The organism is Paracoccus ravus, assembly GCF_004522175.1.
Taxonomy (GTDB): Bacteria; Pseudomonadota; Alphaproteobacteria; order Rhodobacterales; family Rhodobacteraceae; genus Paracoccus; species Paracoccus ravus.
In genome coordinates this window covers 108,540-134,357 of sequence record NZ_SDEB01000003.1, presented here as the reverse complement: position 1 = coordinate 134,357, position 25,818 = coordinate 108,540, and the positions used below count along the sequence as shown (strand labels likewise).

Annotated in this window: 23 protein-coding genes; 9 read left to right on the top strand and 14 right to left on the bottom strand. The window is 64.3% G+C overall.

The window, feature by feature from the left end:
- Positions 1-64 precede the first annotated feature (64 nt).
- Together ESZ60_RS03990 and ESZ60_RS03985 are read left to right on the top strand one after the other, a co-directional pair.
- Positions 65-1,117 carry a patatin-like phospholipase family protein gene (locus ESZ60_RS03990; protein WP_245155566.1) on the top strand — a complete coding sequence of 351 codons (1,053 nt, stop codon included), beginning with the start codon at positions 65-67 and terminating at the stop codon, positions 1,115-1,117.
- A 133-nt stretch (positions 1,118-1,250) separates the two neighbouring features.
- Positions 1,251-3,536, top strand: coding sequence for an arginine/lysine/ornithine decarboxylase (locus ESZ60_RS03985; RefSeq protein WP_134679123.1), 2,286 nt, complete (start codon positions 1,251-1,253; stop codon positions 3,534-3,536).
- Between the two features lie 33 nt (positions 3,537-3,569).
- Here ESZ60_RS03985 and ESZ60_RS03980 read toward each other — a convergent pair whose 3' ends face one another.
- The 5 genes from ESZ60_RS03980 to ESZ60_RS03960 form a co-directional block, all read right to left on the bottom strand.
- Positions 3,570-4,397 carry a metal ABC transporter permease gene (locus ESZ60_RS03980; protein WP_134679122.1) on the bottom strand — a complete coding sequence of 276 codons (828 nt, stop codon included), beginning with the start codon at positions 4,395-4,397 and terminating at the stop codon, positions 3,570-3,572.
- Positions 4,394-5,257 carry a metal ABC transporter permease gene (locus ESZ60_RS03975; RefSeq protein ID WP_134679121.1) on the bottom strand — a complete coding sequence of 288 codons (864 nt, stop codon included), beginning with the start codon at positions 5,255-5,257 and terminating at the stop codon, positions 4,394-4,396. The genes ESZ60_RS03980 and ESZ60_RS03975 overlap by 4 nt, the downstream gene beginning before the upstream one ends.
- Positions 5,254-6,126: a manganese/iron ABC transporter ATP-binding protein gene (locus ESZ60_RS03970; RefSeq protein WP_134679120.1), complete on the bottom strand. Its 873-nt coding sequence runs from the start codon at positions 6,124-6,126 to the stop codon at positions 5,254-5,256. Before ESZ60_RS03970 ends, ESZ60_RS03975 begins: the two co-directional genes overlap by 4 nt.
- A complete protein-coding gene (locus ESZ60_RS03965; RefSeq protein WP_134679119.1) occupies positions 6,123-7,031 on the bottom strand; it encodes a metal ABC transporter substrate-binding protein in 909 nt (302 codons plus the stop codon). The genes ESZ60_RS03970 and ESZ60_RS03965 overlap by 4 nt, the downstream gene beginning before the upstream one ends.
- Positions 7,032-8,041: 1,010 nt before the next feature.
- Positions 8,042-8,821, bottom strand: a complete 780-nt coding sequence (locus ESZ60_RS03960) for an IclR family transcriptional regulator (RefSeq protein WP_134679118.1) — start codon at positions 8,819-8,821, stop codon at positions 8,042-8,044.
- A 98-nt stretch (positions 8,822-8,919) separates the two neighbouring features.
- Here ESZ60_RS03960 and ESZ60_RS03955 point away from each other — a divergent pair, with 98 nt between their 5' ends.
- From ESZ60_RS03955 to ESZ60_RS03930, 6 genes are all read left to right on the top strand, one after another.
- On the top strand, positions 8,920-9,657 hold the full coding sequence (locus ESZ60_RS03955; protein WP_134679117.1) for an SDR family oxidoreductase: 738 nt from the start codon (positions 8,920-8,922) through the stop codon (positions 9,655-9,657).
- A 44-nt stretch (positions 9,658-9,701) separates the two neighbouring features.
- Positions 9,702-11,207 carry a sugar ABC transporter ATP-binding protein gene (locus ESZ60_RS03950; protein WP_134679116.1) on the top strand — a complete coding sequence of 502 codons (1,506 nt, stop codon included), beginning with the start codon at positions 9,702-9,704 and terminating at the stop codon, positions 11,205-11,207.
- Positions 11,204-12,205, top strand: coding sequence for an ABC transporter permease (locus ESZ60_RS03945; protein WP_134679115.1), 1,002 nt, complete (start codon positions 11,204-11,206; stop codon positions 12,203-12,205). Before ESZ60_RS03950 ends, ESZ60_RS03945 begins: the two co-directional genes overlap by 4 nt.
- A 32-nt stretch (positions 12,206-12,237) precedes the next feature.
- A complete protein-coding gene (locus tag ESZ60_RS03940) occupies positions 12,238-13,182 on the top strand; it encodes an ABC transporter substrate-binding protein (protein ID WP_134679114.1) in 945 nt (314 codons plus the stop codon).
- Positions 13,183-13,277: 95 nt separating this feature from the next.
- Positions 13,278-14,555: an L-fuconate dehydratase gene (locus ESZ60_RS03935; RefSeq protein ID WP_134679113.1), complete on the top strand. Its 1,278-nt coding sequence runs from the start codon at positions 13,278-13,280 to the stop codon at positions 14,553-14,555.
- A complete protein-coding gene (locus ESZ60_RS03930; protein WP_134679112.1) occupies positions 14,555-15,319 on the top strand; it encodes an L-fucose dehydrogenase in 765 nt (254 codons plus the stop codon). The genes ESZ60_RS03935 and ESZ60_RS03930 overlap by 1 nt, the downstream gene beginning before the upstream one ends.
- 3 nt (positions 15,320-15,322) lie before the next feature.
- On the opposite strand, the gene ESZ60_RS03925 is transcribed toward ESZ60_RS03930, so the two are convergent.
- Complete coding sequence (locus ESZ60_RS03925) at positions 15,323-16,825, bottom strand: NCS1 family transporter (protein ID WP_134679111.1); 1,503 nt, start codon at positions 16,823-16,825, stop codon at positions 15,323-15,325.
- Positions 16,826-17,015: 190 nt separating this feature from the next.
- On the opposite strand from ESZ60_RS03925, the gene ESZ60_RS03920 reads away from it, so the two are divergent.
- Complete coding sequence (locus ESZ60_RS03920) at positions 17,016-18,017, top strand: Fic family protein (protein WP_134679110.1); 1,002 nt, start codon at positions 17,016-17,018, stop codon at positions 18,015-18,017.
- Between the two features lie 3 nt (positions 18,018-18,020).
- Here the strand turns inward: ESZ60_RS03920 and ESZ60_RS03915 are convergent, their stop codons facing one another.
- The 8 genes from ESZ60_RS03915 to ESZ60_RS03880 all read right to left on the bottom strand — a co-directional run bounded on the left by ESZ60_RS03915 (position 18,021) and on the right by ESZ60_RS03880 (position 25,777).
- Positions 18,021-18,926 carry a nucleoside hydrolase gene (locus ESZ60_RS03915; protein ID WP_134679109.1) on the bottom strand — a complete coding sequence of 302 codons (906 nt, stop codon included), beginning with the start codon at positions 18,924-18,926 and terminating at the stop codon, positions 18,021-18,023.
- Between the two features lie 63 nt (positions 18,927-18,989).
- Positions 18,990-19,736 carry a glucosamine-6-phosphate deaminase gene (locus ESZ60_RS03910; protein ID WP_134679108.1) on the bottom strand — a complete coding sequence of 249 codons (747 nt, stop codon included), beginning with the start codon at positions 19,734-19,736 and terminating at the stop codon, positions 18,990-18,992.
- A gap of 8 nt (positions 19,737-19,744) precedes the next feature.
- Positions 19,745-20,866 carry an ABC transporter ATP-binding protein gene (locus ESZ60_RS03905; protein ID WP_134679107.1) on the bottom strand — a complete coding sequence of 374 codons (1,122 nt, stop codon included), beginning with the start codon at positions 20,864-20,866 and terminating at the stop codon, positions 19,745-19,747.
- A gap of 51 nt (positions 20,867-20,917) precedes the next feature.
- Positions 20,918-22,126: an extracellular solute-binding protein gene (locus ESZ60_RS03900; protein ID WP_134679106.1), complete on the bottom strand. Its 1,209-nt coding sequence runs from the start codon at positions 22,124-22,126 to the stop codon at positions 20,918-20,920.
- A 33-nt stretch (positions 22,127-22,159) separates the two neighbouring features.
- Positions 22,160-23,002, bottom strand: a complete 843-nt coding sequence (locus ESZ60_RS03895) for a carbohydrate ABC transporter permease (protein ID WP_134679105.1) — start codon at positions 23,000-23,002, stop codon at positions 22,160-22,162.
- Positions 22,999-23,877, bottom strand: a complete 879-nt coding sequence (locus ESZ60_RS03890) for a carbohydrate ABC transporter permease (RefSeq protein ID WP_134679104.1) — start codon at positions 23,875-23,877, stop codon at positions 22,999-23,001. Before ESZ60_RS03890 ends, ESZ60_RS03895 begins: the two co-directional genes overlap by 4 nt.
- Positions 23,874-25,025 (bottom strand): Gfo/Idh/MocA family protein, encoded by a 1,152-nt coding sequence (locus tag ESZ60_RS03885; protein WP_134679222.1) that lies wholly within the window; start codon positions 25,023-25,025, stop codon positions 23,874-23,876. Before ESZ60_RS03885 ends, ESZ60_RS03890 begins: the two co-directional genes overlap by 4 nt.
- Before the next feature lie 8 nt (positions 25,026-25,033).
- Entirely contained in the window at positions 25,034-25,777 is a 744-nt protein-coding gene (locus tag ESZ60_RS03880) for a copper homeostasis protein CutC (protein WP_134679103.1), read from the bottom strand.
- Positions 25,778-25,818: the final 41 nt, after the last annotated feature.

Genomic DNA, 25,818 nt, shown 5'->3' with positions numbered 1-25,818 from the left:
AATCCCTTGCGATTCGATTGATGCTGCACTGCGGAATATGTCCTGAGCACCCAGATGGGAGTGAATGATGGCAGAAGCCCCGGTTCCGGTGAATCTGGCCCTGCAGGGCGGCGGCGCACATGGCGCACTGGCCTGGGGCGTGCTCGATCGGCTTCTCGAGGAACCCAAGCTCGAAATTCGCGAGATCAGCGGCACGAGCGCGGGCGCGATGAACGCGGTCGTTCTGGCCCAGGGTTTGGCCAGAGGCGGGGCTGAGGGCGGGCGCGAGGCGCTGTCAAGCTTCTGGAAGGCGGTCAGCGACGCGGCCCGGTTCTCGCCCATCCAGCGCACGCCGTGGGACAAGCTCAAGGGTGAGTTCTCGCTCGACAATTCACCGGGCTATCTGATGGCCGAAACACTCAGTCGTCTTTTTTCGCCCTATCAACTCAATCCGCTCGATTTCAATCCATTGCGCGATCTGCTGAACTCGATGATCGATTTTGACGAACTCAATCGTTCGACAAAGAACCGGCTGCATCTGACGGCGACCAATGTCCGAACGGGACGGTCCAAGGTCTTTTCGACCGGCGAACTGAGTTGCGAGGCGGTGCTCGCCTCGGCCTGCCTGCCGCTCATGTATCAAGCGGTCGAGATCGACGGCGAGGCCTATTGGGATGGCGGTTTCTCGGCCAATCCCACGCTGACGCCGCTTATTCTCGACAGCGAGGTGGTCGATCTGCTGATCGTGCAGTTGAACCCGCAGCGTCGCGAGGAACTGCCGCGCTCGGCCCGGGACATCATCAATCGCATCAATGAGATCAGCTTCAATACCAGCTTGGTCAAGGAATTGCGCGCCCTCGCCATCCTGAGCCGGATGGTGCAAGAAGGAACGGTAAGCCTGCCCGAGCACACTGAGTTGCGTCTGCATCTCATCCATGGTGATGCGGATTTGCAGGAACTTTCTGCCTCGAGCAAACTTAACGCAGAATGGGACTATCTTACTTTCCTTTTCGGGCGCGGGCGGCTCTGGGCAGAGGACTGGCTGGAAAAGCATCTGACCGATCTCGGCAAGCAGTCATCCTTCTGGGTCGAAGACATGTTTGGCGAGGAAATCGGAGTCGGTCGCCTCAAGAGCTGACCGGTGGGGCAGGGGGCTCATTGTCGTAGATCTTTCACATGACCATTGCCACTTGACGCTGCGGTCCGCAGGGACAAGAAGCGCGCAAGATTGACACCCCGGCCCTCCGGTCTGCACCCGCAGGAGAATGCCCATGAAATTCCGCTTTCCCATCGTCATCATCGACGAGGATTTCCGTTCCGAGAACTCTTCGGGTCTGGGGATCCGCGCCATGGCCGAGGCCATCGAGAAAGAGGGTTTCGAAGTCCTCGGCGTGACGAGCTATGGCGATCTCTCGCAATTCGCTCAGCAGCAATCCCGCGCCAGCGCTTTCGTGCTGTCCATCGACGACGAGGAATTCAGCAACGGTCCCGATGACGACCCGGTGATCGAGGACCTGCGCAGCTTCATCCACGAGGTGCGGCGCAAGAACGAGGACGTGCCGATCTATGTCTATGGCGAGACCAAGACCAGCCGGCATATCCCGAACGACATCCTGCGCGAGCTGCATGGCTTCATCCACATGTTCGAGGACACGCCGGAATTCGTCGCGCGCCACATCATCCGCGAAGCCAAGACCTATCTGGAAGGCATCCAGCCGCCCTTCTTCAAGGCGCTGCTCGACTATGCCGAGGACGGCTCCTATTCCTGGCACTGCCCGGGCCATTCCGGCGGCGTCGCCTTCCTGAAAAGCCCGATCGGGCAGATGTATCACCAGTTCTATGGCGAGAACATGCTGCGGGCGGATGTCTGCAACGCGGTCGAGGAACTGGGCCAGCTTCTGGACCACAACGGCGCCATCGGCGCCTCCGAGCGCAATGCGGCGCGCATCTTCAATGCCGACCATTGCTTCTTCGTGACCAATGGCACCTCGACCTCGAACAAGATGGTCTGGCACCACACCGTCGCGCCGGGCGATGTCGTGGTCGTGGACCGCAACTGCCACAAGTCCATCCTGCATTCGATCATCATGACCGGGGCAGTGCCGGTCTTCCTGCGCCCGACGCGCAACCATTTCGGCATTATCGGCCCGATCCCGCATAGCGAGTTCGAGATCGAGACCATCAAGGCCAAGATCCGCGCCAACCCGCTTCTGGACGGCGTCGATGCCGAGCAGGTCAAGCCGCGCATCATGACGCTGACCCAGTCGACCTATGACGGCGTGCTCTACAATACCGAGACGATCAAGGGGATGCTCGACGGCTATGTCGAGAACCTGCATTTCGACGAGGCCTGGCTGCCCCACGCCGCCTTCCACCCGTTCTACGGCCATTTCCACTCGATGGGCCGCAAGCGGCCGCGCACCCGGCATTCGGTGACCTACGCGACGCAGTCGATCCACAAGCTGCTCGCCGGGATCAGCCAGGCGAGCCACGTCCTCGTGCAGGATTCGCAGGACACCAAGCTCGACCGGCATCTCTTCAACGAAGCCTACCTGATGCACACCTCGACCAGCCCGCAATATTCGATCATCGCGAGCTGCGATGTCGCGGCGGCGATGATGGAACCGCCCTCGGGCACGGCGCTGGTCGAGGAAAGCATCGCCGAGGCGATGGATTTCCGCCGCGCCATGAGCAAGGTCGATGCCGAGTTCGGCGAGGATGACTGGTGGTTCCAGGTCTGGGGTCCGGACGCCCCCGAGGAAGAGGGCATCGGCCGCGCCAAGGACTGGATCCTGCGCCGCACCGATGCCGAGGGCGTCCAGCGCGACGGCGAGGATGCCTGGCACGGGTTCGGCGACATGGCGCCGGGCTTCAACATGCTCGACCCGATCAAGACGACGATCATCACCCCCGGCCTCAATCTCGACGGACGCTTCGAAGAGACCGGCATCCCGGCCTCGATCGTCACCAAGTATCTCGCCGAGCATGGCGTCGTGGTCGAGAAGACCGGGCTCTACAGCTTCTTCATCATGTTCACCATCGGCATCACCAAGGGCCGCTGGAACACGCTCCTGACGGCGCTGCAGCAGTTCAAGGACGATTACGCCAAGAACCAGCCGATGTGGCGCACCATGCCGGAATTCTGCGCCAAGCATCCGCGCTACGAACGCATGGGCCTGCGCGACCTCTGCCAGCATGTCCATGCGCTCTATGCGAAATACGATGTCGCGGTGCTCTCGACCGACATGTATCTGAGCGAGCTGACCCCGGCGATGAAGCCCAGCGACGCTTTCGCCCATATCGCGCAGCGCACCACCCAGCGCGTGCCGATCGACGAGCTGGAGGGGCGCATCACCACGAGCCTCGTGACGCCCTATCCGCCGGGCATCCCGCTGCTGATCCCGGGCGAGGTCTTCAACCGCAAGATCGTCGAGTATCTGAAGTTCAACCGCGAATTCGCCCGCGAATGCCCGGGCTTCGAGACCGACATCCACGGTCTCGTGCAGGAGACCGGCGCGGATGGCCAGATCCACTATTTCGCGGATTGCGTGGTCTGACGAAAACGGCTTCGGGCGGTCGCGCCCGAAGCCTCAGACCGCCGCGCGGCGGCTCTGCCAGGTGCGGCGCAGGAAGGCCGCGACGAAGATCGCGGTCAGGATCAGGATGACCGTCGGGGCAGGGGCGCTGTCGAGGAAGAAGCTGGCATAGACCCCGGCCAGCATGGCGCCGAGACAGACCAGCACGGCCGTGACCAGCATGACGGGAAAACTCCGGACCAGCAGGAAGGCGATTGCCCCCGGCGCGATCAGCAGGCCCACGGCGAGGATCAGCCCGGTCGCGGAGAGCGTCGCGACGATGGTCAGCGAGATCAGCGCGAGCAGGCCGTAATGTAGCAGCCTCACCGGCAGGCCGCTCGCCCGCGCCTGCGCGGGGTCGAAGGCATGCAGCATCAGGTCCTTCCATTTCAGCAGCAGCGCCGCCGAGACCAGCGCCGAGATGCTGCCCGCCGTCCACAGATCCGCCGCGCCGATGCCCAGCATGTTGCCGAACAGGATGTAGTCGAGATGCGCATCCGAGGTGATCGCGGTGTAAAGAACGATCCCCAGCCCGAACATCCCCGAGAAGATCACCCCCAGCACGGTATCGGGCTTCACCCGGCTGTTCTCGGTGACGAAGCCCGCCGCGACCGAGGTCACCATGCCGGCCAGGAACGCCCCGAGGATCAGCGGCAGGCCGAGGATATAGGCCAGCACGATCCCCGGCAGCACGGCATGGCTCACCGCGTCGCCCATCAGCGCCCAGCCCTTGAGGACGAGGAAGCAGGAGAGCAGCGCCGTCGGCACCGCGACCAGGGCCGCGATCAGGAAAGCGTTCTGCATGAAGGGAAACTGGAAGGGCTGCAGCAGCGTCTCGATCATGGCCTGACCTCCTCGCGCATGGCCGCGGCGGCCTTGCGCCGCGCCGCCAGAAGCCCGTGCTTCGGGGCCCAGACGAAGACCGCCAGGAAGATCAGCGTCTGCAGGCAGACGATGATGCCCCCGGTCGCGCCGTCGAGGAAATAGCTCAGATAGGCGCCGAAGAAGCTCGTCAGCGTGCCGATCGCGACCGACAGCGCGATCAGGCGCGGGAAGCGGTCGCAGATCAGGTAGGCGGTCGCGCCGGGGGTGATGACCATGGCGACCACGAGGAAGGCCCCGACCGTCTGCATCGCCGCCACCACGCAGGCCGAGAGCAGGGCGAAGAACACCGCCTTGAGCGCGCCCGCCCGCAGCCCGATCGAGCGGGCATGGCTCTCGTCGAAGAACACCACCATCAGGTCCTTCCATTTCGCGACGAGCACCGCCAGCGAGACGAAGCCGATGATCGCGAGCTGCAGCGTGTCCTCGGGGGTGATGGCAAGGATATTGCCCATCGTGATGGTCTGGACCGAGATCGCCATGGGATTGATCGAAACCATGAAGAGCCCGAGCCCGAAGAAGGCGGTGAAGATCATCCCGATCACCACGTCGATCTTCAGTCCCGAACGATCCGACAGGAAGAGCATGGCGAGCGCCGCGAGCCCGCCCGAGAGGAAGGCCCCCAGCGCGAAGGGCAGGCCCAGCATGTAGGCCCCCGCGACTCCCGGCACGACGGAATGGGACAAGGCATCCCCGATCAGCGACCAGCCCTTGAGGACCAGATAGGCGGAGAGGAAGGCGCAGACCCCGCCGACCAGCGCCGAGACCCACATGGCATTGGTCATGTAGCCATAGGTGAAAGGCTCGAGAAGCACGCTCATGCGCCGGGCTCGTTCACGCGGGTGCGCTCGCCATATTGCACGAGCGGGCGTTCGTCATCGGTCAGGATCGAGACCCGGCGCGGATCGTCGTCGTCATGCAGCGCCTCGCCGCCGAGGGTGAAATTCCGCAGCACGCCGCCGAAGGCCGCCTCGAGATTGGCGCGGGTGAAGGTCGTCTCGGTCGGGCCATGCGCCAGCACCGTGCCCTTGACCAGCACCACGCGGTCGCAGAATTCCGGCACCGAGCCGAGATTGTGGGTCGAGACCAGCATCACCCGCCCCTCGTCGCGCAATTCGCGCAGCAGGCGGATGATCTGCTCCTCGGTGCGGACATCGACGCCGGTGAAGGGCTCGTCGAGCAGGATGACCCGGCCGTCCTGCGCCAGCGCCCGCGCCAGGAAGACCCGTTTCTTCTGGCCGCCGGAGAGCTCGCCGATCTGGCGGTGGCGGAAATCCAGCATGTCGACCCGCGCCAGCGCGGCCTCGACCGCGGCACGGTCGGCGGCGCGCGGGCGGCGCAGGAAGCCCATATGGCCATAGCGGCCCATCATCACGACATCCTCGACAAGGACCGGGAAGCTCCAGTCCACCTCCTCGGATTGCGGGACATAGGCGACCAGGTTGCGCTTCAGGGCCTCGGGGACGCTCATGCCGAGGACGCTGATCTGGCCGCCGGCGGCGGGCACGAAGCCCATGATCGCCTTGAAGAGCGTCGACTTGCCCGCGCCGTTCACCCCGACCAGCGCGGTGATCGTGCCTTGCGGGATGGCGAAGCTCGCGTGGCGCAGGGCGGTGTGGCCGTTGCGATAGGCGACGGTGACGTCCCGCGCCTCGATGCCGGGGCCGGCCTGCCTCGATGCTGCGTTCATGGCTGGGCCTTCGCCTCGGTCAGGTTCTTGCTCAGCCCGTCGGCGATGGTCTGCGAGGTGACGCGCAGCAGGTCGAGGTAGGTCGGGACCGGGCCATCCGGCTCGGAGAGGCTGTCGACATAGAGCACGCCGCCGAACTTCGCCCCGGTCTCGCGCGCCACCTGCTCGGCCGGGGCGGTATTGACCGTGCTTTCGCAGAAGACGGTGGGGATGTGGTTCTCGCGCACGCCGTCGATGACGCCGCGGATCTGGCGCGGCGTGCCCATCTGGTCGGCATTGATCGGCCAGAGATACAGCTCCTTCATGCCGAAATCCCGCGCCAGATAGCTGAAGGCGCCCTCGCAGGTCACCAGCCAGCGCTGCTGCTCGGGGATCTCGGCGATGCGGGCGCGCAGGGGGTCGATCGCGGCGCGCAATTCCTTGCCGTAGCTTTCGGCATTCCGGGCATAGGTCTCGGCATGGGCCGGGTCATGCTCGGACAGCGCCTTGCGGATGTTCTCGACATAGATCAGCGCATTGTCGAGGCCCATCCAGGCATGCGGGTTGGCCTTGCCCTGGTAGCTGCCCGAGCTGATCGGCAAGGGCGTGATGCCGTCGCTGAGCGTGGCCGAGGGCACGTCGCCGAGGTTGCGCAGGAACTGCTCGAACCAGCGTTCGAGGTTCAGCCCGTTCCACAGGATCAGGTCGGCATCCTGCGCGCCGACGATGTCGCGGGGCGTCGGCTCATAGCCGTGGATCTCGGCCCCCGGCTTGGTGATCGAGACCACGTCCGCGGCATCCCCGGCCACGTGCTGCGCCATGTCCTGCAGGACGGTGAAGGTGGTGACGACCTTGAGCCTGTCCTGCGCAACTGCCGGGCCGGACCAGATCGCACCCAATGCCGCGATCGCGGCCAGTTTCGTCATTGCACCCGTCATCCTTGAACCCTCTCGGTCGAAAACCTGTCGGGTTCATGTAAATGCGAAGCATTCTCATCTGTCAAGGTACTCTCTCCGGTCAAGGTTAGGCGGCGGGCGTCGTGGATGAGGCGACCGAAGCTGCCGTCTGCCAAGGGAGAAGCGTCGAAGCCGCCTGCCGATGTGCGACCGGAACTTTGGCCGGAGACGATCGTCGAGCGCCGCGCGGGCGGCCTTCGAGGATTTCGAGAAGATCGCATCGCTCGGATGATGTCAGGTCGGCGTGAACCCGGTTAGCGAGAATGAGAAGTTCGGTCCGGACCAGCAGCTTGAGCGTCCCGCATGCCCCCCGTCACACCGGGCAATGGCCAGCGCCTTAAAGGCACGCGGTACCCGATGAGAGGCGACCAAGCGCCCATCACGGACCTTGTGACCGTGAGCGCAGGACAGCCAACTGTCCCAAGGCCGGTCGGGTCGGTGACGACAGGTTTATCGTGACGGGCAAGCCCGCCCGATCGATCTTAAGCGGCGTGCGCAGCGCAAGCGGCCTCGCCGCAGTCGGCCCGGCGCAGTGCCGCGAACTTCGGCTGGGCAAGTAAACATTTTACGTGGTGTTTGACGGCCTCGTGGTCGAGGAGCGGACCGGTTTCCCGAAGGTGAGGCTATCGAAGGCTGATCCCGCGCCCTGGCAATGCCGACGCCCAGAAGCCGAACCGAGGGTCAACACGATGTCAATGATAATAGTCCTGGCCGCGACTGTTGGGGTGAAGCTGAGAAGGCTGCCTGGTCTTCACGAGGGAGCGAATGGAAGCGGTGCAGCGCGCGCGGATCGAAAACCCACGTCGGCAATTGGCATCAAGGCGATTCCGATTATTGCAGGGCCCACCATTGGCACCGGGTGTGCCGAGGACATGTGCTCGGTGCGGCGCATCCGGCCTATGGGCAAACTGTTGGTTCAACCTCCCCACGATCACTTGGAACACGCAGGTCAAGGTGATGCTCCATAGAGTTAAGGCCGGTCAGCGGCTTTCGGGGCAGGAAAGTTCCGCCGCCAAGCGGATCAGCGCGGTAAGTGCAAGATCGCGGCTTTCCGTCCCGCGATCCTCGGGATGTTCGATATAGGCGCAGGTCAGGGCGGCGCAGGCATTCCCGTTCGGCCCCAGAACCGGCGCGCTCATGTCCGTAACGCCGACCAAATACCGCGACGGCTGGATGCGGTAGCCCATGCGCCGCGTCTCGGCCAGATGCGGAAATGCCTCGGCCAGACGTGTCGTGGCGTCGGCGACACCCCATTGCCCCAGGATCTCGGCGGCCTGATCCTGCGGCTGAAAGGCCAGAAGCGTCAGGCCGGAGCCGGTGGTGAAAATATCAAGCTGCCCGCCGAGACGCGCGCGAAATTCCCAGTGACCCATAGGGCTCGCCTGTGCGACGATGATACCACAGCCCTGTTCGGGACTGACCAGATGGCAGGACTGGCGATGCGCGCGCGCGAAATCATCCATCAGGGGCTGGGCCTGCGCCACCAGCCGCCGCAAGGGCGGATGCCGCGTCGCGAGCAGAAACAGCTTCATCGTCAGCGCGTAGCGATCGCCGCCCTCGATTCGCGTGACATAGCCGCGCGCGACCAGTCGTTCGAGCATCCGGTAGATCTGCGAGGGGCTCAGTCCCATTTCCTTGACGATCTCTGCTCGAGTCAAGCCGCGCGCCTGATCGGCCAGCACCTCCAGAATATCCAGACCCTTGTCCAATGCGGGCGCGCGATAGCGGTCCACCTCTTGGTCCTGCGTGTTCTCGGTCATGGTCTTCCTCCTCCCGCCAAGAAAATACTTGCCACATTAATTCATATGTGAATAGCATGTTCATATAAGAACAGAAGCGGACGGCTGGGGAGGGTCCGATGCGGCTGAAGGACAAGGTCATTCTGGTGACCGCCGCCGGGCAGGGCATTGGCCGGGCAAGCGCTCAGGCCTTGGCCGCAGAGGGTGCGAAAGTGATCGCCACCGATCGCGACGGCGCGCTTCTGGCAGGCCTTGGCGGGATCGAGACCGCCGTGCTGGACGTGACCGATCCGCAGGCGATTGCCGAGATCGCCGCCAAGGTCGGGCCGCTCGACGGGCTCTTCAATTGCGCGGGCGTGGTTCATAATGGCACGCTTCTCGATATCGACGACAGGGATTGGGACTTCGCCTTCGCGCTGAACGTCACGGCAATGATGCGGCTCTGCCGCGCCGTCCTGCCGGGGATGCTGCAGCGTGCGGGCCAGACCGGCACCGCCTCGATCGTGAATATGGCGTCAATGGCAAGCTCGGTGAAAGGCTTCCAGAACCGCTGCGCCTACGGCGCTTCGAAGGCCGCCGTGATCGGCCTGACCAAGGCCATCGCTGCCGATTACGTCAAGGCGGGCATCCGCTGCAATGCGCTTTGCCCCGGCACGGTGGATACGCCGTCCTTACGCGGGCGCATCGCCGCCGCCGCCGATCCGGTTCAGGCGGAAAAGGATTTCATCGCGCGTCAGCCGATGGGGCGTCTCGCCTTGGTCGAGGATATCGCGCCGATGGTGGTCTATCTTCTGTCGGATGAAAGCCGCTTCGTTTCGGGGCAGGCGCTGCTGGTCGATGGCGGCGTGATGATCTGATCGCGCCGAAAACGGCGGATCGCGGGCTGGGGGAGGGGAGGACCATGGCCGAACTGGTGCAGATGGAGGGGATCGACAAGCGTTTCCCCGGCGTGCATGCCCTGAAATCGGTGAGCTTCGACCTCCGCGCCGGAGAGGTCCATGCCCTGATGGGCGAGAACGGCGCGGGCAAATCGACGCTGATGAAGATCCTCAGCGGGGTCTATCATCCCGATGATGGCCGCATCTTGATCGACGGGGCCGAGGTCGCGCTGCCAACGCCGCGCGCCGCGCAGGAACTAGGCATCGGAATTATCCATCAGGAACTTGCGCTGATGCGCGACCTGACCGTGGCGCAGAATATCTTCATCGGACGCGAGCCGCGGCTATCCTTCGGGCGTCTGGACGAGGACAGGCTCAACGCCGATGCCGCCGCGATTTTTACCGCGATGCATATCCCCATGGACCCGCGCACTCCGGTCGAAGGGTTGACCATTGCCCGCCAGCAGATGGTCGAGATCGCCAAGGCGTTGTCGCACCGCTCGCGCGTGCTGATCATGGACGAGCCGACCGCCGCGCTGAACGACGCCGAAATCGCCGAACTTTTCACCATCATCCGCAAGCTGAAGGCCGAGGGCGTCGGCATCATCTATATCAGCCACAAGATGGATGAGATCAAACGCATCTCGGATCGCGTGACCGTGATGCGCGACGGCGCCTATGTCGGCACGGTCGAGGCCGCCGACACGCCGATCTCGAAGATCATCTCGATGATGGTGGGCCGCGAACTGACCGATGAAGTTGCGGCGATCCCCGACCTTTCCGGCGCAGAAATCGCGCTTGAGGTCAGCCATCTCTCGCGCGGACACGAGCTGAAAGACATCAGCTTCTCGCTGAAAAAGGGCGAGATCCTTGGCTTTGCCGGGTTGATGGGCGCGGGCCGCACCGAACTTGCGCGCGCGATCTTTGGCGCGGAACCCGCCGATCATTGCGAGATCCGCATCCACGGCAAGCCTGTCCAAATCCGCACGCCCGCCGATGCGGTGCGCGAGGGGATCGGTTATCTCTCCGAAGATCGCAAGCATTTTGGCCTTGCTCTTGGCATGGATGTCCGCGCCAATATCGCAATGGCGAGCCTGCCGCGCTATGCCGACCGCTTGGGTCGCATCAACGAGGCCGAACTGGGCCGGGTCGCGCAAGATTATATCCAGACGCTCAGCATCCGCACCCCCGGCGACGCACAGGAAGTTCGCCTGCTCTCGGGTGGCAACCAGCAAAAAGTTGTCGTCGCGAAATGGCTTCTGCGGGATTGCGACATCCTGATCTTCGACGAGCCGACCCGCGGCATCGATGTCGGCGCCAAGGCCGAGATCTATCGCTTGCTCAATGAGCTTGCCGCCTCGGGTAAGGCGATCATCGTGATTTCCAGCGAATTGCCCGAGGTTCTGCGGCTGTCGCAACGCATCGCCGTGATGTGCGAGGGGCGGCTGACCGGCATTCTGCCCGGCGGCGCCTCGCAGGAGGACATCATGGCGCTCGCCACAAAACGAGAAGGGATGGCTGCCGAATGATGGCTGAAGGGGGGATGAAAATGGGCGCGAAACAGGCCCGACGGGGGGCAGCCCAACAGAAGCTTCTGGCCTTTGCCAGCCTGATCGTGCTGGTCGTAGGCTTTTCGCTGGCCAGTCCGCGCTTTTTCCAGATCGACAATATCATGTCGATCCTGCAGGCGACCTCGGTCAACGGGGTTCTGGCGGTCGGCGTGACGATGATCATCATCACCGGGGGGATCGACCTCTCGATCGGGACGCTGATGACCTTCTGCGCGGTGATGACCGGGGTCGTTCTGACATGGATGGGCGCGCCGCTGTTTTTGGGTGTCGTCACCGGCCTTGGGACGGGGGCGCTGTGCGGCCTGATTTCGGGGACACTGGTCGCCAAGGCCAAAATACCGCCCTTTATCGCCACGCTCGGGATGATGCTGGTGCTAAAGGGCATGTCGCTGATCGTGACCGGAACCAAGCCGATCTATTTCAACGATACCGAGGGCTATACCGAGATTTCGCAGGGCTCGCTCGTCGGCCTGATCATCCCTCAATTCCCGCTGCCAAACGGGGTTCTGATCCTGTTCGTGGTGGCTGGCGTCATCGCATGGGTGCTCAGCCGCACCGTCTTGGGCCGCTATACCTTCGCGCTGGGGTCCAATGAAGAGGCCGTGCGGCTTTCCGGTGTAAACACCGACCGCTGGAAGATGGCGATCTATGCGCTGGCCGGGGCGATCTGCGGCATTGCGGGCATTCTCATGTCGTCGCGCCTGAATTCGGCGCAGCCCTCCTTGGGTCTGGGCTATGAACTTGAGGCGATCGCGGCAGTCGTCATCGGCGGGACCTCGCTTTCGGGTGGGCGGGGCACGATCACCGGAACACTGATCGGCGCGCTGATCATGTCGGTCCTGACCAACGGCCTGCGTGTGCTTTCGGTCGCGCCGGAATGGCAGACCGTCGTCACCGGCATCATCATTATCGTCGCGGTTTATGCCGACCAGCTTCGGCGCCGTTCTGCCAATTGAGTTGAGAAGAAGTGAACATCAGGGAGGAAAACATGTTCACCAGACGAGGACTGATCGGCGCGGCCACCGCGCTTGGACTTCTGGCCGGGGCGGGTGCCGCCACGGCTCAGGACAAGCTCTATATCCCGCTGATCTCGAAAGGGTTCCAGCACCAGTTCTGGCAGGCCGTGAAGCTCGGCGCCGACAAGGCGGGGGCGGAATTCGGGGTCGATGTGACCTTCGAGGGGCCGGATAACGAAACCCAGGTAGACAAGCAGATCGACATGCTGGCCGCAGCCCTCGCCAAGCAGCCTGCCGCCGTCGGCATCGCGGCGCTCGACAGCCAAGCCGTGATCCCGCTGCTGAAAAAGGCGCAAGCGGCGAACATCCCCGTCATCGCCTTCGACTCGGGCGTGGAGAGTGACATCCCGCTTTCGACAGCTTCGACGGACAACACGGCTGCTGCTGCTCTGGCCGCCGACAAAATGGCCGAACTGATCGGCAGCGAGGGTAAGATCGCCGTTGTCGGCCATAGCCAGACTTCGCTGACCGGCATCCATCGCCGCGATGGTTTCGTGAACGGGATCAAGGAAAAATACCCCAACATCGAAATCGTCGCGTTGGAGTATGGCGATGGCGACCAACTGAAATCGACCGAGATCACCAAGGCCATTCTGGCGGCGAACCCGGATATCAAGGGCATCTTCGGCACCAATGAAGGCTCGGCCATCGGCGTCTTGAACGGCGTGCGCGAGATGGGTGCAAAAGCGGTCGTCATCGGTTTCGACTCGGGCAAGGTCCAGAAAGAGGCGATCCGTAGCGGCGCTATGGCTGGTGCGATCACCCAGAATCCGGTCGGCATCGGTTATGAAACCGTGAAAGCTGCCGTCGCCGTCTCGAAGGGCGAAAAGGTCGAAAAGAACGTCGATACCGGCTTTTACTGGTATGACAAGTCGAACATCGACGCGCCCGAAATCGCGGCGGTCCTTTACGACTGATCCCTTTACGCCGGGGGCGTCCCGCCCCCGGCCTCATTCCATGAGGACAAGATGAAGTTTCCGAGCAACGGCCCCTTTGGCCGAAAGGTGAAGGCATGACCAGGATCACCGGCCTGCGCACCGTCGATGTGCGTTTCCCGACCAGCCAGCATCTGGACGGCTCGGATGCGATGAATCCCGATCCCGATTACTCGGCGGCCTATGTCATCCTTGAAACCGACGGCCCGCATAAGGGCCACGGCCTGACCTTCACCATCGGGCGCGGAAATGAAATCTGCGTGGCCGCGATCGAGGCATTGCGCCCGATCGTCACCGGTCTTGATCTGGGCTGGATCGCCGAAGATATGGGGCGGTTCTGGCGGCACATCACCTCGGACAGCCAGTTGCGCTGGATCGGCCCGGACAAGGGCGCGATCCATCTCGCGACCGGGGCGGTCGTCAATGCGGTCTGGGATCTCTGGGCTAAATCCGAGGGTAAACCGGTCTGGCAATTAGTTGCGGATATGTCGCCTGCCGAACTCGTCCGCTGCATCGACTTCCGCTACCTGACCGATTGCATCACCCCGGAATGGGCGCTGGATTTCCTGACCGAACAGGCCAAGGGCAAGGCCGAGCGCATCGCCACCCTCAAGGCCGAGGGCTATCCCTGCTACACGACCAGCGCGGGCTGGCTCGGCTATGATGACGAGAAGCTGCGCCGTCTTTGCCGCGAGGCGGTTGATGCCGGGTTCCGCCATATCAAGATGAAGGTAGGCCGCGATCTCGACGACGATATCCGCCGCCTGACCATCGCCCGCGATGAAGTTGGTCCCGATGTCAACCTGATGATCGACGCGAACCAAGTTTGGGAGGTCGATCAGGCCATCGATTGGGTCGGTAAGCTCGCCTTCGTGAAGCCCTGGTTCATCGAGGAACCGACCAGCCCCGACGATGTTGAGGGCCACCGCAAGATCCGCGAGGGCGTCGCCCCGGTGCAGGTCGCGACCGGCGAGATGTGCCAGAACCGGATCATGTTCAAGCAATTCATCATGCGCGGCGCGATCGACGTGGTGCAGATCGACAGTTGCCGCATGGGGGGCCTGAACGAGGTGCTGGCGGTGATGCTGATGGCCGCGAAATACGGGCTGAAAGTCTGCCCTCATGCGGGCGGTGTGGGGCTTTGCGAATATGTCCAGCACATGTCGATGATCGACTATCTTTGCATCGCGGGCACGCGCGAGGGGCGGGTCATCGAATATGTCGATCACCTGCACGAGCATTTCCTTGACCCCTGCAATATCTGCGACGCGGCCTATATGCCGCCGACGATGCCGGGCTTTTCGATCGAGATGAAACCGGAAAGCCTTGAGACTTACCGCTTCAAGGGGGCGTGATGGACCTGCATCTGCAAGACAAGCTGGTCGTCGTGACCGGTGGCGGCTCGGGGATCGGCGCGGGCATCACCGAGGTTCTGCGCGAGGAAGGGGCAAGGGTTGTCGTCCTTGCCCGCCGCGCGCCGGATGCCGACTGGCTGGCCAAAACGGGCGCGGATTTCGTGCAGGCGGAACTGTCGGACGACGCCGCCTGCATCGCGGCGGTCCAAACGATCCACGCCCGCCACGGGCAGGTTTACGGCCTTGTCAACAATGCGGGCGCGAATGATGGGGTCGGCCTTGACAAGGGGCCAGCCGCCTTCCGCGCCAGCCTCGACCAGAACCTGATCCATTATTACATGATGCTCCACCTGTTGGCCGAGGACATCAAGGCGGCGAAGGGATCGGTGGTCAATATCAGTTCCAAGACCGCGCTGACCGGGCAGGGGGGCACTTCAGCCTATGTCGCGGCCAAGGCGGCGCAATTGGGTCTGACCCGCGAATGGGCAGTAGAATTCCTGCCGCATGGCGCGCGGGTCAACGCCATCGTCGTGGCCGAGGTGATGACGCCGCTTTATCGCCGCTGGCTCGACACCATGTCCGATCCCGATTCCCGTTTGGCCGAGATCACCCGCAATATCCCCTTGGGGCAGCGGATGACCACGGCGCGCGAGATCGCGGATTGCTGCGCCTTCCTTCTGTCGGATCGCGCCAGCCACATGACCGGGCAATGGCTGCACCCGGACGGAGGCTATCTCCATCTCGACCGGGCACTGTCGCGTTAGCGGCTACAGATCCTCGCGGCGCTTGTCCGAGGATTTCAGCTCCTCAAGGGTCTGGCGGGTGAAACGCCCGGCCCCCTCATAGACCCAGCTCAGGCCGAGCGAGGTGGCAAGGAAATCATCGGCGAAACCGCTGGTGATTTCCGCCTGCGGATAGCGGGCCAGCACCATCAGCTTCATCAGCAGGATGTAAAGCACGAGGCCCAGCGGGAAGCCGATGACGATGGCATGCTGCGGATAGAAGGCCGCGATGCCCCCCGCGACCAGCCATGCGATCAGGCCCGCCGGGTTGAACCCGCCCGCATAGCGGAACTGCCCGTCGAGATGGAAAAGCTCAGGCACATTCAGCCGGCGGCGGCGCAGCAGGTAGTAATCCGCGATCATGATCCCGCCGATGGCCGAGAGGAACGCTCCGCAATAGCCAAGGAAGACGAACAGATTGTCGAGCAACGCCCAAGGCGCGCATAGCGTGCCGACAATGCCCGCGATGACCAGCGCGATGCGGTAATCGATGACCCGCGGCGCGAGGTTCACGAAGGTCAGCGCCGAAGGAATCAGGTTCGCCGAATTGTTGGTAGACCATTGCGCCAGCACCACCAGCGCCAGCAGCACCAGAAGCGACAGGCCATGGCCCTGCGACTGGATGACCTCGACCGGGTTCCAGTTGCCGGTGGCGATGAAACTGACCGCGCCAATCCCGGCGATCAGCGCCTGGGTGACCGGCAAGGCCAGCAATTGCGCGATGAAGATCGCCCGGTTGCGCTTGAGGAAGCTGCGGCTGCCCGCGCCGACCTCGATGAAGCGGGTCAGGTTCGGGATGTCGATGGCCATGGTCGACCAGAAGGCCATGTTCGAGATGAACAGCACCGCCACGCTGACCTGACCCGTGCCCTGGAAGGTCCAGATATTGATGCCCTTGGTCTGGGCCACGCCTTCGAGCGTGAAATACATCCAGACCGAAATTGCAATGATAGCAGGCGCGGCCAAGGCGGCGAGCCGCTCGACCGAGCGGATCCCCATGGCGGTATTGGCGATCTGCAGCACCGCAAAGACGAAATACCACAGGACCCAATTGTCGAAGCCAAGGAAATATTGCCCGATCCCGTTCAGCGCCAAGGCTCCGAGATAGGTCTGGATGCCGAACCACATGGCCGCGACCACGCCGCGCGTGACGGCCGGGAAATGCGTGCCATGCACGCCGAAAGGCGCGCGCAGATAGACCGCGAAGGACAGGCCATGCTCGGTGCCGATATCGGCGGTCAGCAGCATGAAGGCCCCGATCACGAGGTTGGCCAGCGCGATGATGGCGATGACCTCGGACAGGGACATGCCGCCCTCGACCCCGCCCGCGCCCAGGGAATAGGTCGCGATGATGACGGCGATACCGATCCAGATCCACGTATAGCCGAAGCGACTGATCGGGCGCTGGTCGAGATGGGTGGGCAGGATCGATTCCTCGATCAGCGAGTCGCGCGGCGCGTGCTGCGTCGGGGCCTGAGATGATGGCATGTCGATTATCCTTGGTTTTCACCGCTGTCCTTACGGTCCTGCGCCGATATTCTCAACATTGCGATGCAATCTTCCATGCTTCTGCGGCGCTACGTCGCGCGGGATGCGCAGGGGCCACGCTTTGGCCGGAATTGACGCAGCCGTGGCAATTCCGGCTGCCGATTCGACCGAAATGCCCTAGGCTTGCGCCATGAGCCCGATTGACCAGATCCTGACCGAACTGCCCCGTCCCGAAACGGATGAGGCCCCCGCCATTTCCGCGCCGCGCCCCGAGGATTGGGCCAAGGCGCAAGCCGCGTGCTCGGGCCTGCTGTCGCGCGCGGCCATGGCCGTGGGTCGGCTCGACGGGATGCTGGCCGAGCTTTCGCCCGAAGCGCAGGCAGGCGCGATGCGCCGCCTCGCCATGATCGAGCTGGAATCGATGCTCTGGGCGCAGGGCACGCCCCTGCAGCGCGAAGAGATCGGGCGCGAGCTGATGGATGCCCGCGCCGGCACCGACCTGGACGCGATGCGGCTGGCGCGCTGGGGGCTGCGGCGGCTGGAGGGGCAGAGCAAGCTCGACGATCTGCGCGGTTTCCTCGGGCTTTACCGCAGCGACGGCCAGGACCTGCCGGAACCGCTGGCGACCCGGCCCGTCGGCGCGGCCTTCGACGCCGGAGCGATGGAATATCTGGCGGGCCATGCCGCGCTGGCGGAACTCGACCCGCTGGCCCGCGCGCCCGGTTTGCGCGTGGCATGGCGGCTGGCCGATCTCTCGGCGCCGGAATGCCTGACCGAGCCCGCCTGCTGGACCGGGCGCGACATGGCGTCGGACTGCGAGGTGCTGCGTTTCGTGCCGCTGGGCCGGGCGGGCCGCCGGGTCTGGATCGATGGCGGTCCCGCGCCCGAGCGGATGCAGCGCCATCTCGACGCGGTCTGCCAAGGCGCGAGCGAGGCACGACGCGAATTGCGTCGCATCTCGGACTGGGCCGAACGGGCCCGCAAGGCCACGGCCAGCATCAAAGGCGACAATGCCGCCCGCATCATCGCGGCGCTTGCCGCCCATCCGGTGATGAGCACGGCCATGGTCGAGACCAGCAGCGATATCAGCCGCGACACCGCCGAGCGCATGCTGGCGCGGATGCAGGGCATGGGCCTCCTGCGCGAGATCACCGGCGGTCGGCGCTTCCGGCTCTGGACCGCCGGAAGCTAGGCGTCACGCCCCGCTGATCACGTCGAGGAACAACGCCCGGACCCGCGCCGCGTCGCAATCGAGGGCCGCGGCGCTCTGAGCCGGCTCGGCATGGCGCAGGGTGCGGCCGGTTTCCTCGCCCTCGACGATGCAGGTCAGGCCGATCCTTTCGATCTCGAAAAGATCAGGCTCGAGGCAGGCAATCACCGCCATCGGATCGTGCAGCGCGCAGCCCTCCTGCCCGATCGAGCGGTAGAATTCGAGGTAAAGCCCCGCCATCCCGTCCAAGAGGCCGCCATCATGCGGCGCGGCCTCGGCAAGCGCGGCAAAATCGGCGGCCTGCAATTGCACCCGCATGGTGACGTCGAGGCCGATCATCAGGATCTCGGCCTGCGAGCGCAGCACGACCTCCAGCGCATGGGGGTCGTGATAGCTGTTGGCCTCGGCAAAGGGCGAGATGTTGCCCGGCGCGTCCAATGCCCCGCCCATGAAGACGATGCGCTTCAGGTTTCCGGCGAATTCCGGGTCGAGCCGGATCGCTTCGGCGATATTGGTGATCGGGCCGATCGGGCAAAGGGTGATCTCGCCCGGATGTTCGCGGGCCAGCCGGGTCATGAATTCGGCGGCGCTTTCGGTGACCGCTTGCCGTGCCGGGGTGAAGGCGGGCAGGTGGCCGAAGCCCTCGACCCCGTGAATATGCGCGGGCGGCACGAAGGGCGGCAATTCCAGCGGCTGGCCCGCGCCTTGCGCCACGGGGATGGCGAGGCCGCAATGCTCGACCAGGGCCAGCGCATTGCGGGTCGCGATCTCGACCGGGACATTGCCGAAGACCGTGGTCAGCCCGACCAGCTCGATTTCGGGATGACGGGCGGCAAAAAGGATCGCCATGGCATCGTCGATGCCGGGATCGGTGTCGATGAGAAGTTTCATGCCCGGGGCCTTTAGACTGTTTTGCCGGACATAGCCCAGCCGGGCCGCGCTGTCACCTCGCGCTCAGGCGCAAAGCCGCATCAGTCCCGCCCCCGCCGCGTGATCGGCGAAAACCGTGCAATCGGGATGCAGCCGCAGATAGGAGGCCGGGCATTCCGGTGAGATCGGGCCGTCGAAAGCGGTGGCCAGCGCCTCGCGTTTGGCCTCGCCGGTTGCCAGAACGAGGATGCTCTGCGCCGACAGGATCGCGGCTGTGCCCATCGTCACGGCGCGCGAAGGAACCTCTCTGTCCGGCGCGAAAAAACGCGCATTCGAGGCGATGGTCAGCGGCGCGAGATCGACGACGCGGGTCGGCGCGTCGAGCGGCGTGCCGGGTTCGTTGAAGCCGATATGACCGTTCTCGCCGACCCCCAGAAGCTGCAGGTCGATCCGCCCCAGCCGGTCCAGCACGCCCGCATATTCCGCCGCCGCCCGCATCGGCTCGAGATCGCCGCGCGGGATGAAGGCGTTTTCGGGCGGCAGGTCGACATGATCGAGGAAATGCCGTGCCATGTAGCTGTGATAGGAGTTCGGGTCCTCGGGCGCGAGGCCGAGATATTCGTCGAGATTGACCGTGCGCAGCCGCGCGAAGCTCAGGCCCGCGCGATGGGCCGCGACGAGATCGGCGTAAAGCGGCTCCATCGTGCCGCCGGTCGCGAGGCCCAGCACCGCATCGGGCCTTGCCGCGACGAAATCGATGATCCGCCGCGCGGCCTGGGCGATGGCCTCGCGCTTTTCGGACAGGGGCATGAGCTTCATGGCGCGCAGCATCCCCTGCCTCAGGCCGTGCGCGCGGTCGGCAGGCGCGCCAGATCGACCGGCACATGGCGGCGCGGCAGGGCCAGACCTTCGGCGGTGAAAAGATGCGCGGCGGCGGGATCGAAGCCCAGCCCGATCACCTCGCCGGGGGCGGCCTTGGTCGTGCCCGAGGTCACGGCACAAATCTGCTGGCCCGCTTCTGTCAGGCAATAAAGCACGGTGCTGTTGCCAAGCCTTTCGACCACATCGACGCGGCAGGGCAGGCCAGCGGGATCGGGGCGCAGGTCGTCCGGGCGAATGCCAAGCGTCAGTGCCGCGCCCGAGACCGCTGTGCCTTCAACGAGAATGGTCAGTTCCGGCCCGTCTTGCAGGCGCAGCAGAATGCCCTCGGGTGCGGTCGAAAGCGCCGTGGCGGGCAGGAAATTCATGTTGGGATTGCCAAGAAAGCCCGCGACGAAGCGGTTCACCGGGCGGTGGAACAGTTCGAGAGGCGATCCGACCTGCTCGACCCGGCCTGCGTTCAGGACGACGATGCGGTCGGCCATGGTCATGGCCTCGATCTGGTCATGGGTGACATAGATCATCGTGTTGCCCAGCCGCGCATGAAGGCGCGACAGCTCGACCCGCATCTCGCCGCGCAAAGCCGCGTCGAGGTTCGAGAGCGGCTCGTCGAAAAGGAAGACCGAAGGCTCGCGCACGATGGCGCGGCCGATGGCGACGCGCTGGCGCTGGCCGCCCGACAGTTCACCGGGCTTGTGCTGCAGGCGCTCGGTGAGCTTCAGGACCTCGGCGGCGGCACCGACTTTCTGGCGGACCTCGGCTTCCGGGCGGCGGTCGACGCGCAGCGGAAAGGCGATGTTTTCGTAGACGTTCAGATGCGGGTAAAGCGCGTAGCTTTGGAACACCATGGCGATGCCGCGCTTCGCAGGGGCCAGATCGTTGACCACGCGGCCGTCGATTTCCAGCGTGCCTGCCGAGATATCCTCAAGCCCCGCGATCATGCGCAGCATGGTGGACTTGCCGCAGCCCGAGGGGCCGACGAAGACGGTGAACTCGCCGTCGCGGATCTGCAGGTCGGTCGGGTGGATGACGCGGGCCGTGCCGAAATCCTTGGTCACGCCGGTCAGTTTCAGATCGCCCATCGGCTGCTCCTGGATTGGGGAAGGGGGCGGCGGACCGCCCCCCTTTGGTCGTCAGCTCAGGCCGGCGAGGCCGTCATTGATCTGCTTGGCGCCTTCCTCGGGGGTGACCTCATCCGAGATCACCGCCTGGATGCCCTCGATCGCGGCGTCCTGCATGCCGATATAGTCCTGCATCAGGGGCTCGGGGCCACCGGTCGGGACGGCGTCGATAAAGGGCTTCCAGTTCGGGTCCTTGGCGATCAGCGCATCAGCGCCTGCACCGGCGCGGATCGGGGTCCAACCGCCAGCCTCGTCAAAGGCCGACTGGCGTTCCGGCGCCGTCAGGAACTTGATCAGGTTTTGGGTGGCCTCTTCCTGACCGGTGCCCTTGAAGACCACGAGGCTGTCGGTGATCAGCAGCGTCGAATGCTTGCCCGAGGGGCCCGCCGGGATCTGCGCCACGCCGAAATTGACGCCCTCGGCCTTGCCGCGACCCCAGGCGCCCGAGGTGTACATCGCGATCTGGCCTTCCTTGAACAGCGGCTCAAGCTTGCCGCGATCATAGGCGACGGGGCCTTCCTGCGAGTATTTGGCAAGTTCCTGATAGAATTTCAGCGTCTCGACATTGTTCGGGCTGTCAAACGCGACCTTGCCATCGCCGTCCACGACCTGCCCGCCATTCGAATAGAGGAAATTCAGGAATTCGTGGAAGGTGTTGTCCATGTCGGCGGCGGGCATGCCGAAGCCTGCGGCCTTGGTCTTTTCCTTGATCGCCTTGGCGGCGGTCAGCATTTCCTCGAAGGTCTGCGGGCCGTTCGGCATGTCCAGACCCGCTTCCTTGAACAGGTCCTTGTTCCAGTAGAGCGCCTTGGTCGAGAAGGCGCGCGGCAGGCCCCAGACCTGACCGTCGAACTGCACGGTCGAGATGACCGAGGGCTCATAGGTCTTGAGCTCGTCATCCGTCAGCCCGATCGGGACGATCTGGCCAGCGGCGGACAGCTGCTTCAGAACGCGCGAGCCCATATAGGCGGCGGCGGGCGGCGTGCCCGCGGCGGCCAGGGTCAGGGTCTTCTCCTGGCACTGCTCCCAGGGCAGGAATTCCACGCGGACGGTATAGTCGGGGTTCGCCTTGACCCATTCGTCGATATGGGTCTGCTGGACCGGGGCTTGCGGCTCGTTATCCGCACCGCAGTTAATCAGGTAGAGTTCAGTCGCGGCTTGTGCTGCGCTCGACAGGGCGAAAACCGCCGTCGAGGCCAGAATGAAGGATCGGATCTTCAATTTTTTACTCCCTGTTTTATGCGACCGAAGGCGTCACTCCTTCACCGCGCCGGCGGTCAACCCGGCAACGATGTATCTTTGCAGGAAGACGTAGAGCACAAGCACCGGCAGCACGCCGACGATGCTGGCGGCCATCAGTTCGTTCCAGCGAACCTCCTGATGACCGAAGAACTGGTAAAGGCCGACCGGCAGCGGGTTCAGGTGGTTCTTCGAGTTGAAGGTCAGCGCAAACAGGAACTGCTGGGCATAGGCCGTGATGAAGGTGGTGATGGCGACGACGACCATGCCCGGCGCCGCGATCGGCAGGATCACCCGGCGCATCGTATAGAGCCGCGAGGCGCCGTCGACATAGGCGGCTTCCTCAAGCTCGGCGGGGATGCGCATGAAATAGCTGCGCATGAGGAAGATGCCGGTCGGCACGGTGAAGGCCGCGCCCGGGATGATCATCGCCGCATAGGTGTTCAGAAGCCCCAGCGCCAGCATCAGCTTGTAAAGCGGGATGATCAGCACCGCCGCCCCCACCATCGAGACGGCAAGGAAGACCGACAGCAGCCCGTCGCGCAGTTTGAACTTGAAGCGGGCGAAGGCATAGGCGGCGGGGATCGAGCAGGCCATGGACAGGGCCGTCACCGCCACCGCGATGCCAAAGCTGTTGATGATCCAGCGCCCCAGCATCGGCTGCGAAATCCAGATCTGGTGGTAATTCGCAAAGCTCATCCCTTCGGCGAAGAAGCGATAGGGGATGCGGAAGACCTCTGCCAAGGGACGCAGCGAGACCATGAAGGCCTCGACAAAGGGGGCCAGCATGAAGGTCAGGAACAGTGCCATGCCGGCATAGATCAGGACGAGTTCCCACCAGCGATAGCGGTTGATCATTTTGTGCGCCCTTTTCGGGTCAGGCGGTTCAGAAGCGCCAGATAGATCGCCGAGAGCACCATCAGGCAGATCAGGATCATCACCGCCCGCGCCGCGCCCTCGCCGTAGCGGAAGCGCGAGATCGCGGTGCGATAGGTGTCGATGATCATGGTCGTGGTCGAGCCGCGTGGCCCGCCCTCGGTCAGGATCCAGATGATCTCGAAGCTGTTGAAGGTCCAGATCGTGGACAGCAGCGCCATCGTGGTGATCGAGGGCATCAGCAGCGGCAGCGTCACCCGGCGGAAGCGGTAGAAGCGCCCCGCGCCATCGGTCCATGCGGCCTCGTAAAGGTCCTTCGGGATCGTCTGCATCGCCGCCAGAAGGTAAAGCGAGACCAGCGGCGTGCCGATCCAGACATCGGTGACGACCGTGGCGATAAAGGCCGCCTGCTTGTAGGCGAGAAACTCGAACGGCCCCGAGAACAGCTCGAAACGCTGGCCAAGGCCGGAAATCATCCCGAACTGGCCATTATACATCCATGCCCACATGAAGCAGCCGACTGCAACCGGCACGACCCATGGCGGCATGATCAGGATGCGGAACAGCGCCCGTCCCGGCACGGCGGCATTCAGCAGCACCGCGCCCAGCAGACCCATGACCAGTTTCAGGCTGACCGAGAGCGAAGTCCAAACCAGCGTCCGGCCAAGGATCGGCCAGAAATCGCGCTGGAAGAATTTGGCATAATTTTCAAAGCCGACATAGCTTTGGGTTTGCTTCATGGAGGCATCGGTGAAGGACAGGCGGAAGGTCTCGACCAAGGGCCATGCGGCGATGGTACCGACCAGAAGAAGGGCGGGGATCAGAAGCAGATAGGGAAAGGCATCTACCCGCTTCATGCAGCCGCCTTGCCCGACAGGGCGGCGTCGAATTCGGCCCAGAAGGCGACGAGGTCCACCACCCGACCCTCGCGTCGGGCCTGATCCATGGCAAGGGCCGTGACGCCCGCTTCAAGCGCATCCGTCACGGTCAGCGGCAGTTCGGGCAGTTCCCCGCGCCAGAAGGCGGCGAGATCGCGGCACATGGCCTCATCCGCGCCATAATGATGTGTCATGTCGCCCGCCTTGCCGATTTCGGGATCGTCAATCAGCACGGCGCTGTCATGGGCGCGGGTCAACTTGAAGTAATTGCGGATGAAATCGCCCTCGGCCATGCCCTCGGTGCCGATGACGGCAAAGCGGCGGAACTCGTCGGGCGTGTTCATATTGGTGTGAAACGCCATGGTCGCGCCGTTCTGATATTCGACCAGCGCGGTCTGGTAGTCGATTAGATCGCCCTGTCCAGAATAGGCATCCGGCGCGCCGCCCCAGCGTGGAGACATCACTTTCAGGTAGCTTGGCGTGTCTACCGGGCGATGCGTGGGCAGATATTTCTTGCGCCCGCCAAAGCTAGCGACCCGCGCGGGCCGCGCGCCGACCGTGCCTTGGTATAGGTCGATATCATGGCAGCATTTCTCCAGCATGAAGCCGCCCGACAGCGCGGAATCGCGTCGCCAGTCGCGCATGAAGAAGCTGCCATGATAGGGGGCGATATGCTCGGAGGCCTCGATGGACATGACCTCGCCGATTTGCGGCGCGGCGGCGCGCAGCGCGCGGTAAAGCGCGGAATAGCGCAGCACCATTCCGACCGCGACGCGGTTCACGCCGTCATGGGCCGCAAGCAGCCGCGCCAGTTCCAGCGTCTCCTCAAGCGAGATCACAACTGGTTTTTCGGCAAAGATATGGGGCGTGTCGCTGGCCAGAGCCTGCCGCAGATGGGCCAGATGCAGGTGATTGGGCGAGCCGATCAGCAGCAGGTCGAAGCGGTGCTTGGCCAGCATCTCAGCGGGATTGGTATAGGAATGGGCGGGTGCGGCCTCGTTCAGACGATCCTCATGCGCGGGGCCGGGATCGGCCACGGCGACGAGCTCCAGATCGGGGCAGGTCTCGCGCAGAAAGGGCAGGATCGCGGCGATGCGATTGCCAAGGCCGATAATGCCGGTCTTCATCCCGTTCTTCATTGCGCGGCCTCCGTGGCGCGTTCCATCGCTTCGCGGAGCGCGCGGACATTCTCGGCCAAGGTTTGCGGCCTGCTTGCCGGAATATTGATGCGGGTCGCGGGATAGGGGTCCTCGACCATGCTGGTGCAGGAGGCATGCAGGTCATGCACCCCCGCCGCCAGCAGGCGGGCCGCGTTCTCGGGCAGCACGCCGCCGCCCGCCATGATGGTGATGCGGTCCCCGGCCTGCGCGGAAAGCCGGGCCAGGGCCTCGATCCCCTCGGGCGCGGCGCGGGTTCCGCCTGCGGTCAGGATGCGGCACGCTCCCAGTTCGATCGCCTGCTCCAGCGCCTCGTCCAGATCGGGGGAGAGGTCGAAGGCGCGGTGGATCACCAGTTCCAACCCATCTGCCGCATCACGCAGCCGCGTCATGGTGTCCAGATCCATCCGCCCGTCGGGCAGGGTCGCGCCGGTCACGATGCCCGCAAGCCCCGCCGCCCTGACCGCCCGGATGTCTTGGAAAGCCGCGTCGAGTTCCTCGGGCGAATAGATGAAACCGCCGGGCCGGGGGCGGATCATGGCGCAGACCGGGATCGCCGCCTCAGTCGCCTGCGCGATCAGACCCGGCGACGGCGTCAGCCCGCTGACCGCCAGCGCCGCGCACAGCTCGATCCGGTCGGCACCACCTGCGATCGCCGCCGCAAGCCCGGCCGGATCGTCCACGCAGACTTCGAGAAGCGGGGGATTGGGACGGGCAGGCATCGGACCTCCGGGTCGGGTGATGAAGGGAAGGCAACACCAAT

Coding starts and splice junctions, on each gene's coding strand:
- ESZ60_RS03990 (WP_245155566.1), top strand. CDS start 65: ATGATGGCAGAAGCCCCGGTTCCGGTGAATCTGGCCCTGCAGGGCGGC.
- ESZ60_RS03985 (WP_134679123.1), top strand. CDS start 1,251: ATGAAATTCCGCTTTCCCATCGTCATCATCGACGAGGATTTCCGTTCC.
- ESZ60_RS03980 (WP_134679122.1), bottom strand. CDS start 4,397: ATGATCGAGACGCTGCTGCAGCCCTTCCAGTTTCCCTTCATGCAGAAC.
- ESZ60_RS03975 (WP_134679121.1), bottom strand. CDS start 5,257: ATGAGCGTGCTTCTCGAGCCTTTCACCTATGGCTACATGACCAATGCC.
- ESZ60_RS03970 (WP_134679120.1), bottom strand. CDS start 6,126: ATGAACGCAGCATCGAGGCAGGCCGGCCCCGGCATCGAGGCGCGGGAC.
- ESZ60_RS03965 (WP_134679119.1), bottom strand. CDS start 7,031: ATGACGAAACTGGCCGCGATCGCGGCATTGGGTGCGATCTGGTCCGGC.
- ESZ60_RS03960 (WP_134679118.1), bottom strand. CDS start 8,821: ATGACCGAGAACACGCAGGACCAAGAGGTGGACCGCTATCGCGCGCCC.
- ESZ60_RS03955 (WP_134679117.1), top strand. CDS start 8,920: ATGCGGCTGAAGGACAAGGTCATTCTGGTGACCGCCGCCGGGCAGGGC.
- ESZ60_RS03950 (WP_134679116.1), top strand. CDS start 9,702: ATGGCCGAACTGGTGCAGATGGAGGGGATCGACAAGCGTTTCCCCGGC.
- ESZ60_RS03945 (WP_134679115.1), top strand. CDS start 11,204: ATGATGGCTGAAGGGGGGATGAAAATGGGCGCGAAACAGGCCCGACGG.
- ESZ60_RS03940 (WP_134679114.1), top strand. CDS start 12,238: ATGTTCACCAGACGAGGACTGATCGGCGCGGCCACCGCGCTTGGACTT.
- ESZ60_RS03935 (WP_134679113.1), top strand. CDS start 13,278: ATGACCAGGATCACCGGCCTGCGCACCGTCGATGTGCGTTTCCCGACC.
- ESZ60_RS03930 (WP_134679112.1), top strand. CDS start 14,555: ATGGACCTGCATCTGCAAGACAAGCTGGTCGTCGTGACCGGTGGCGGC.
- ESZ60_RS03925 (WP_134679111.1), bottom strand. CDS start 16,825: ATGCCATCATCTCAGGCCCCGACGCAGCACGCGCCGCGCGACTCGCTG.
- ESZ60_RS03920 (WP_134679110.1), top strand. CDS start 17,016: ATGAGCCCGATTGACCAGATCCTGACCGAACTGCCCCGTCCCGAAACG.
- ESZ60_RS03915 (WP_134679109.1), bottom strand. CDS start 18,926: ATGAAACTTCTCATCGACACCGATCCCGGCATCGACGATGCCATGGCG.
- ESZ60_RS03910 (WP_134679108.1), bottom strand. CDS start 19,736: ATGCTGCGCGCCATGAAGCTCATGCCCCTGTCCGAAAAGCGCGAGGCC.
- ESZ60_RS03905 (WP_134679107.1), bottom strand. CDS start 20,866: ATGGGCGATCTGAAACTGACCGGCGTGACCAAGGATTTCGGCACGGCC.
- ESZ60_RS03895 (WP_134679105.1), bottom strand. CDS start 23,002: ATGATCAACCGCTATCGCTGGTGGGAACTCGTCCTGATCTATGCCGGC.
- ESZ60_RS03890 (WP_134679104.1), bottom strand. CDS start 23,877: ATGAAGCGGGTAGATGCCTTTCCCTATCTGCTTCTGATCCCCGCCCTT.
- ESZ60_RS03885 (WP_134679222.1), bottom strand. CDS start 25,025: ATGAAGACCGGCATTATCGGCCTTGGCAATCGCATCGCCGCGATCCTG.
- ESZ60_RS03880 (WP_134679103.1), bottom strand. CDS start 25,777: ATGCCTGCCCGTCCCAATCCCCCGCTTCTCGAAGTCTGCGTGGACGAT.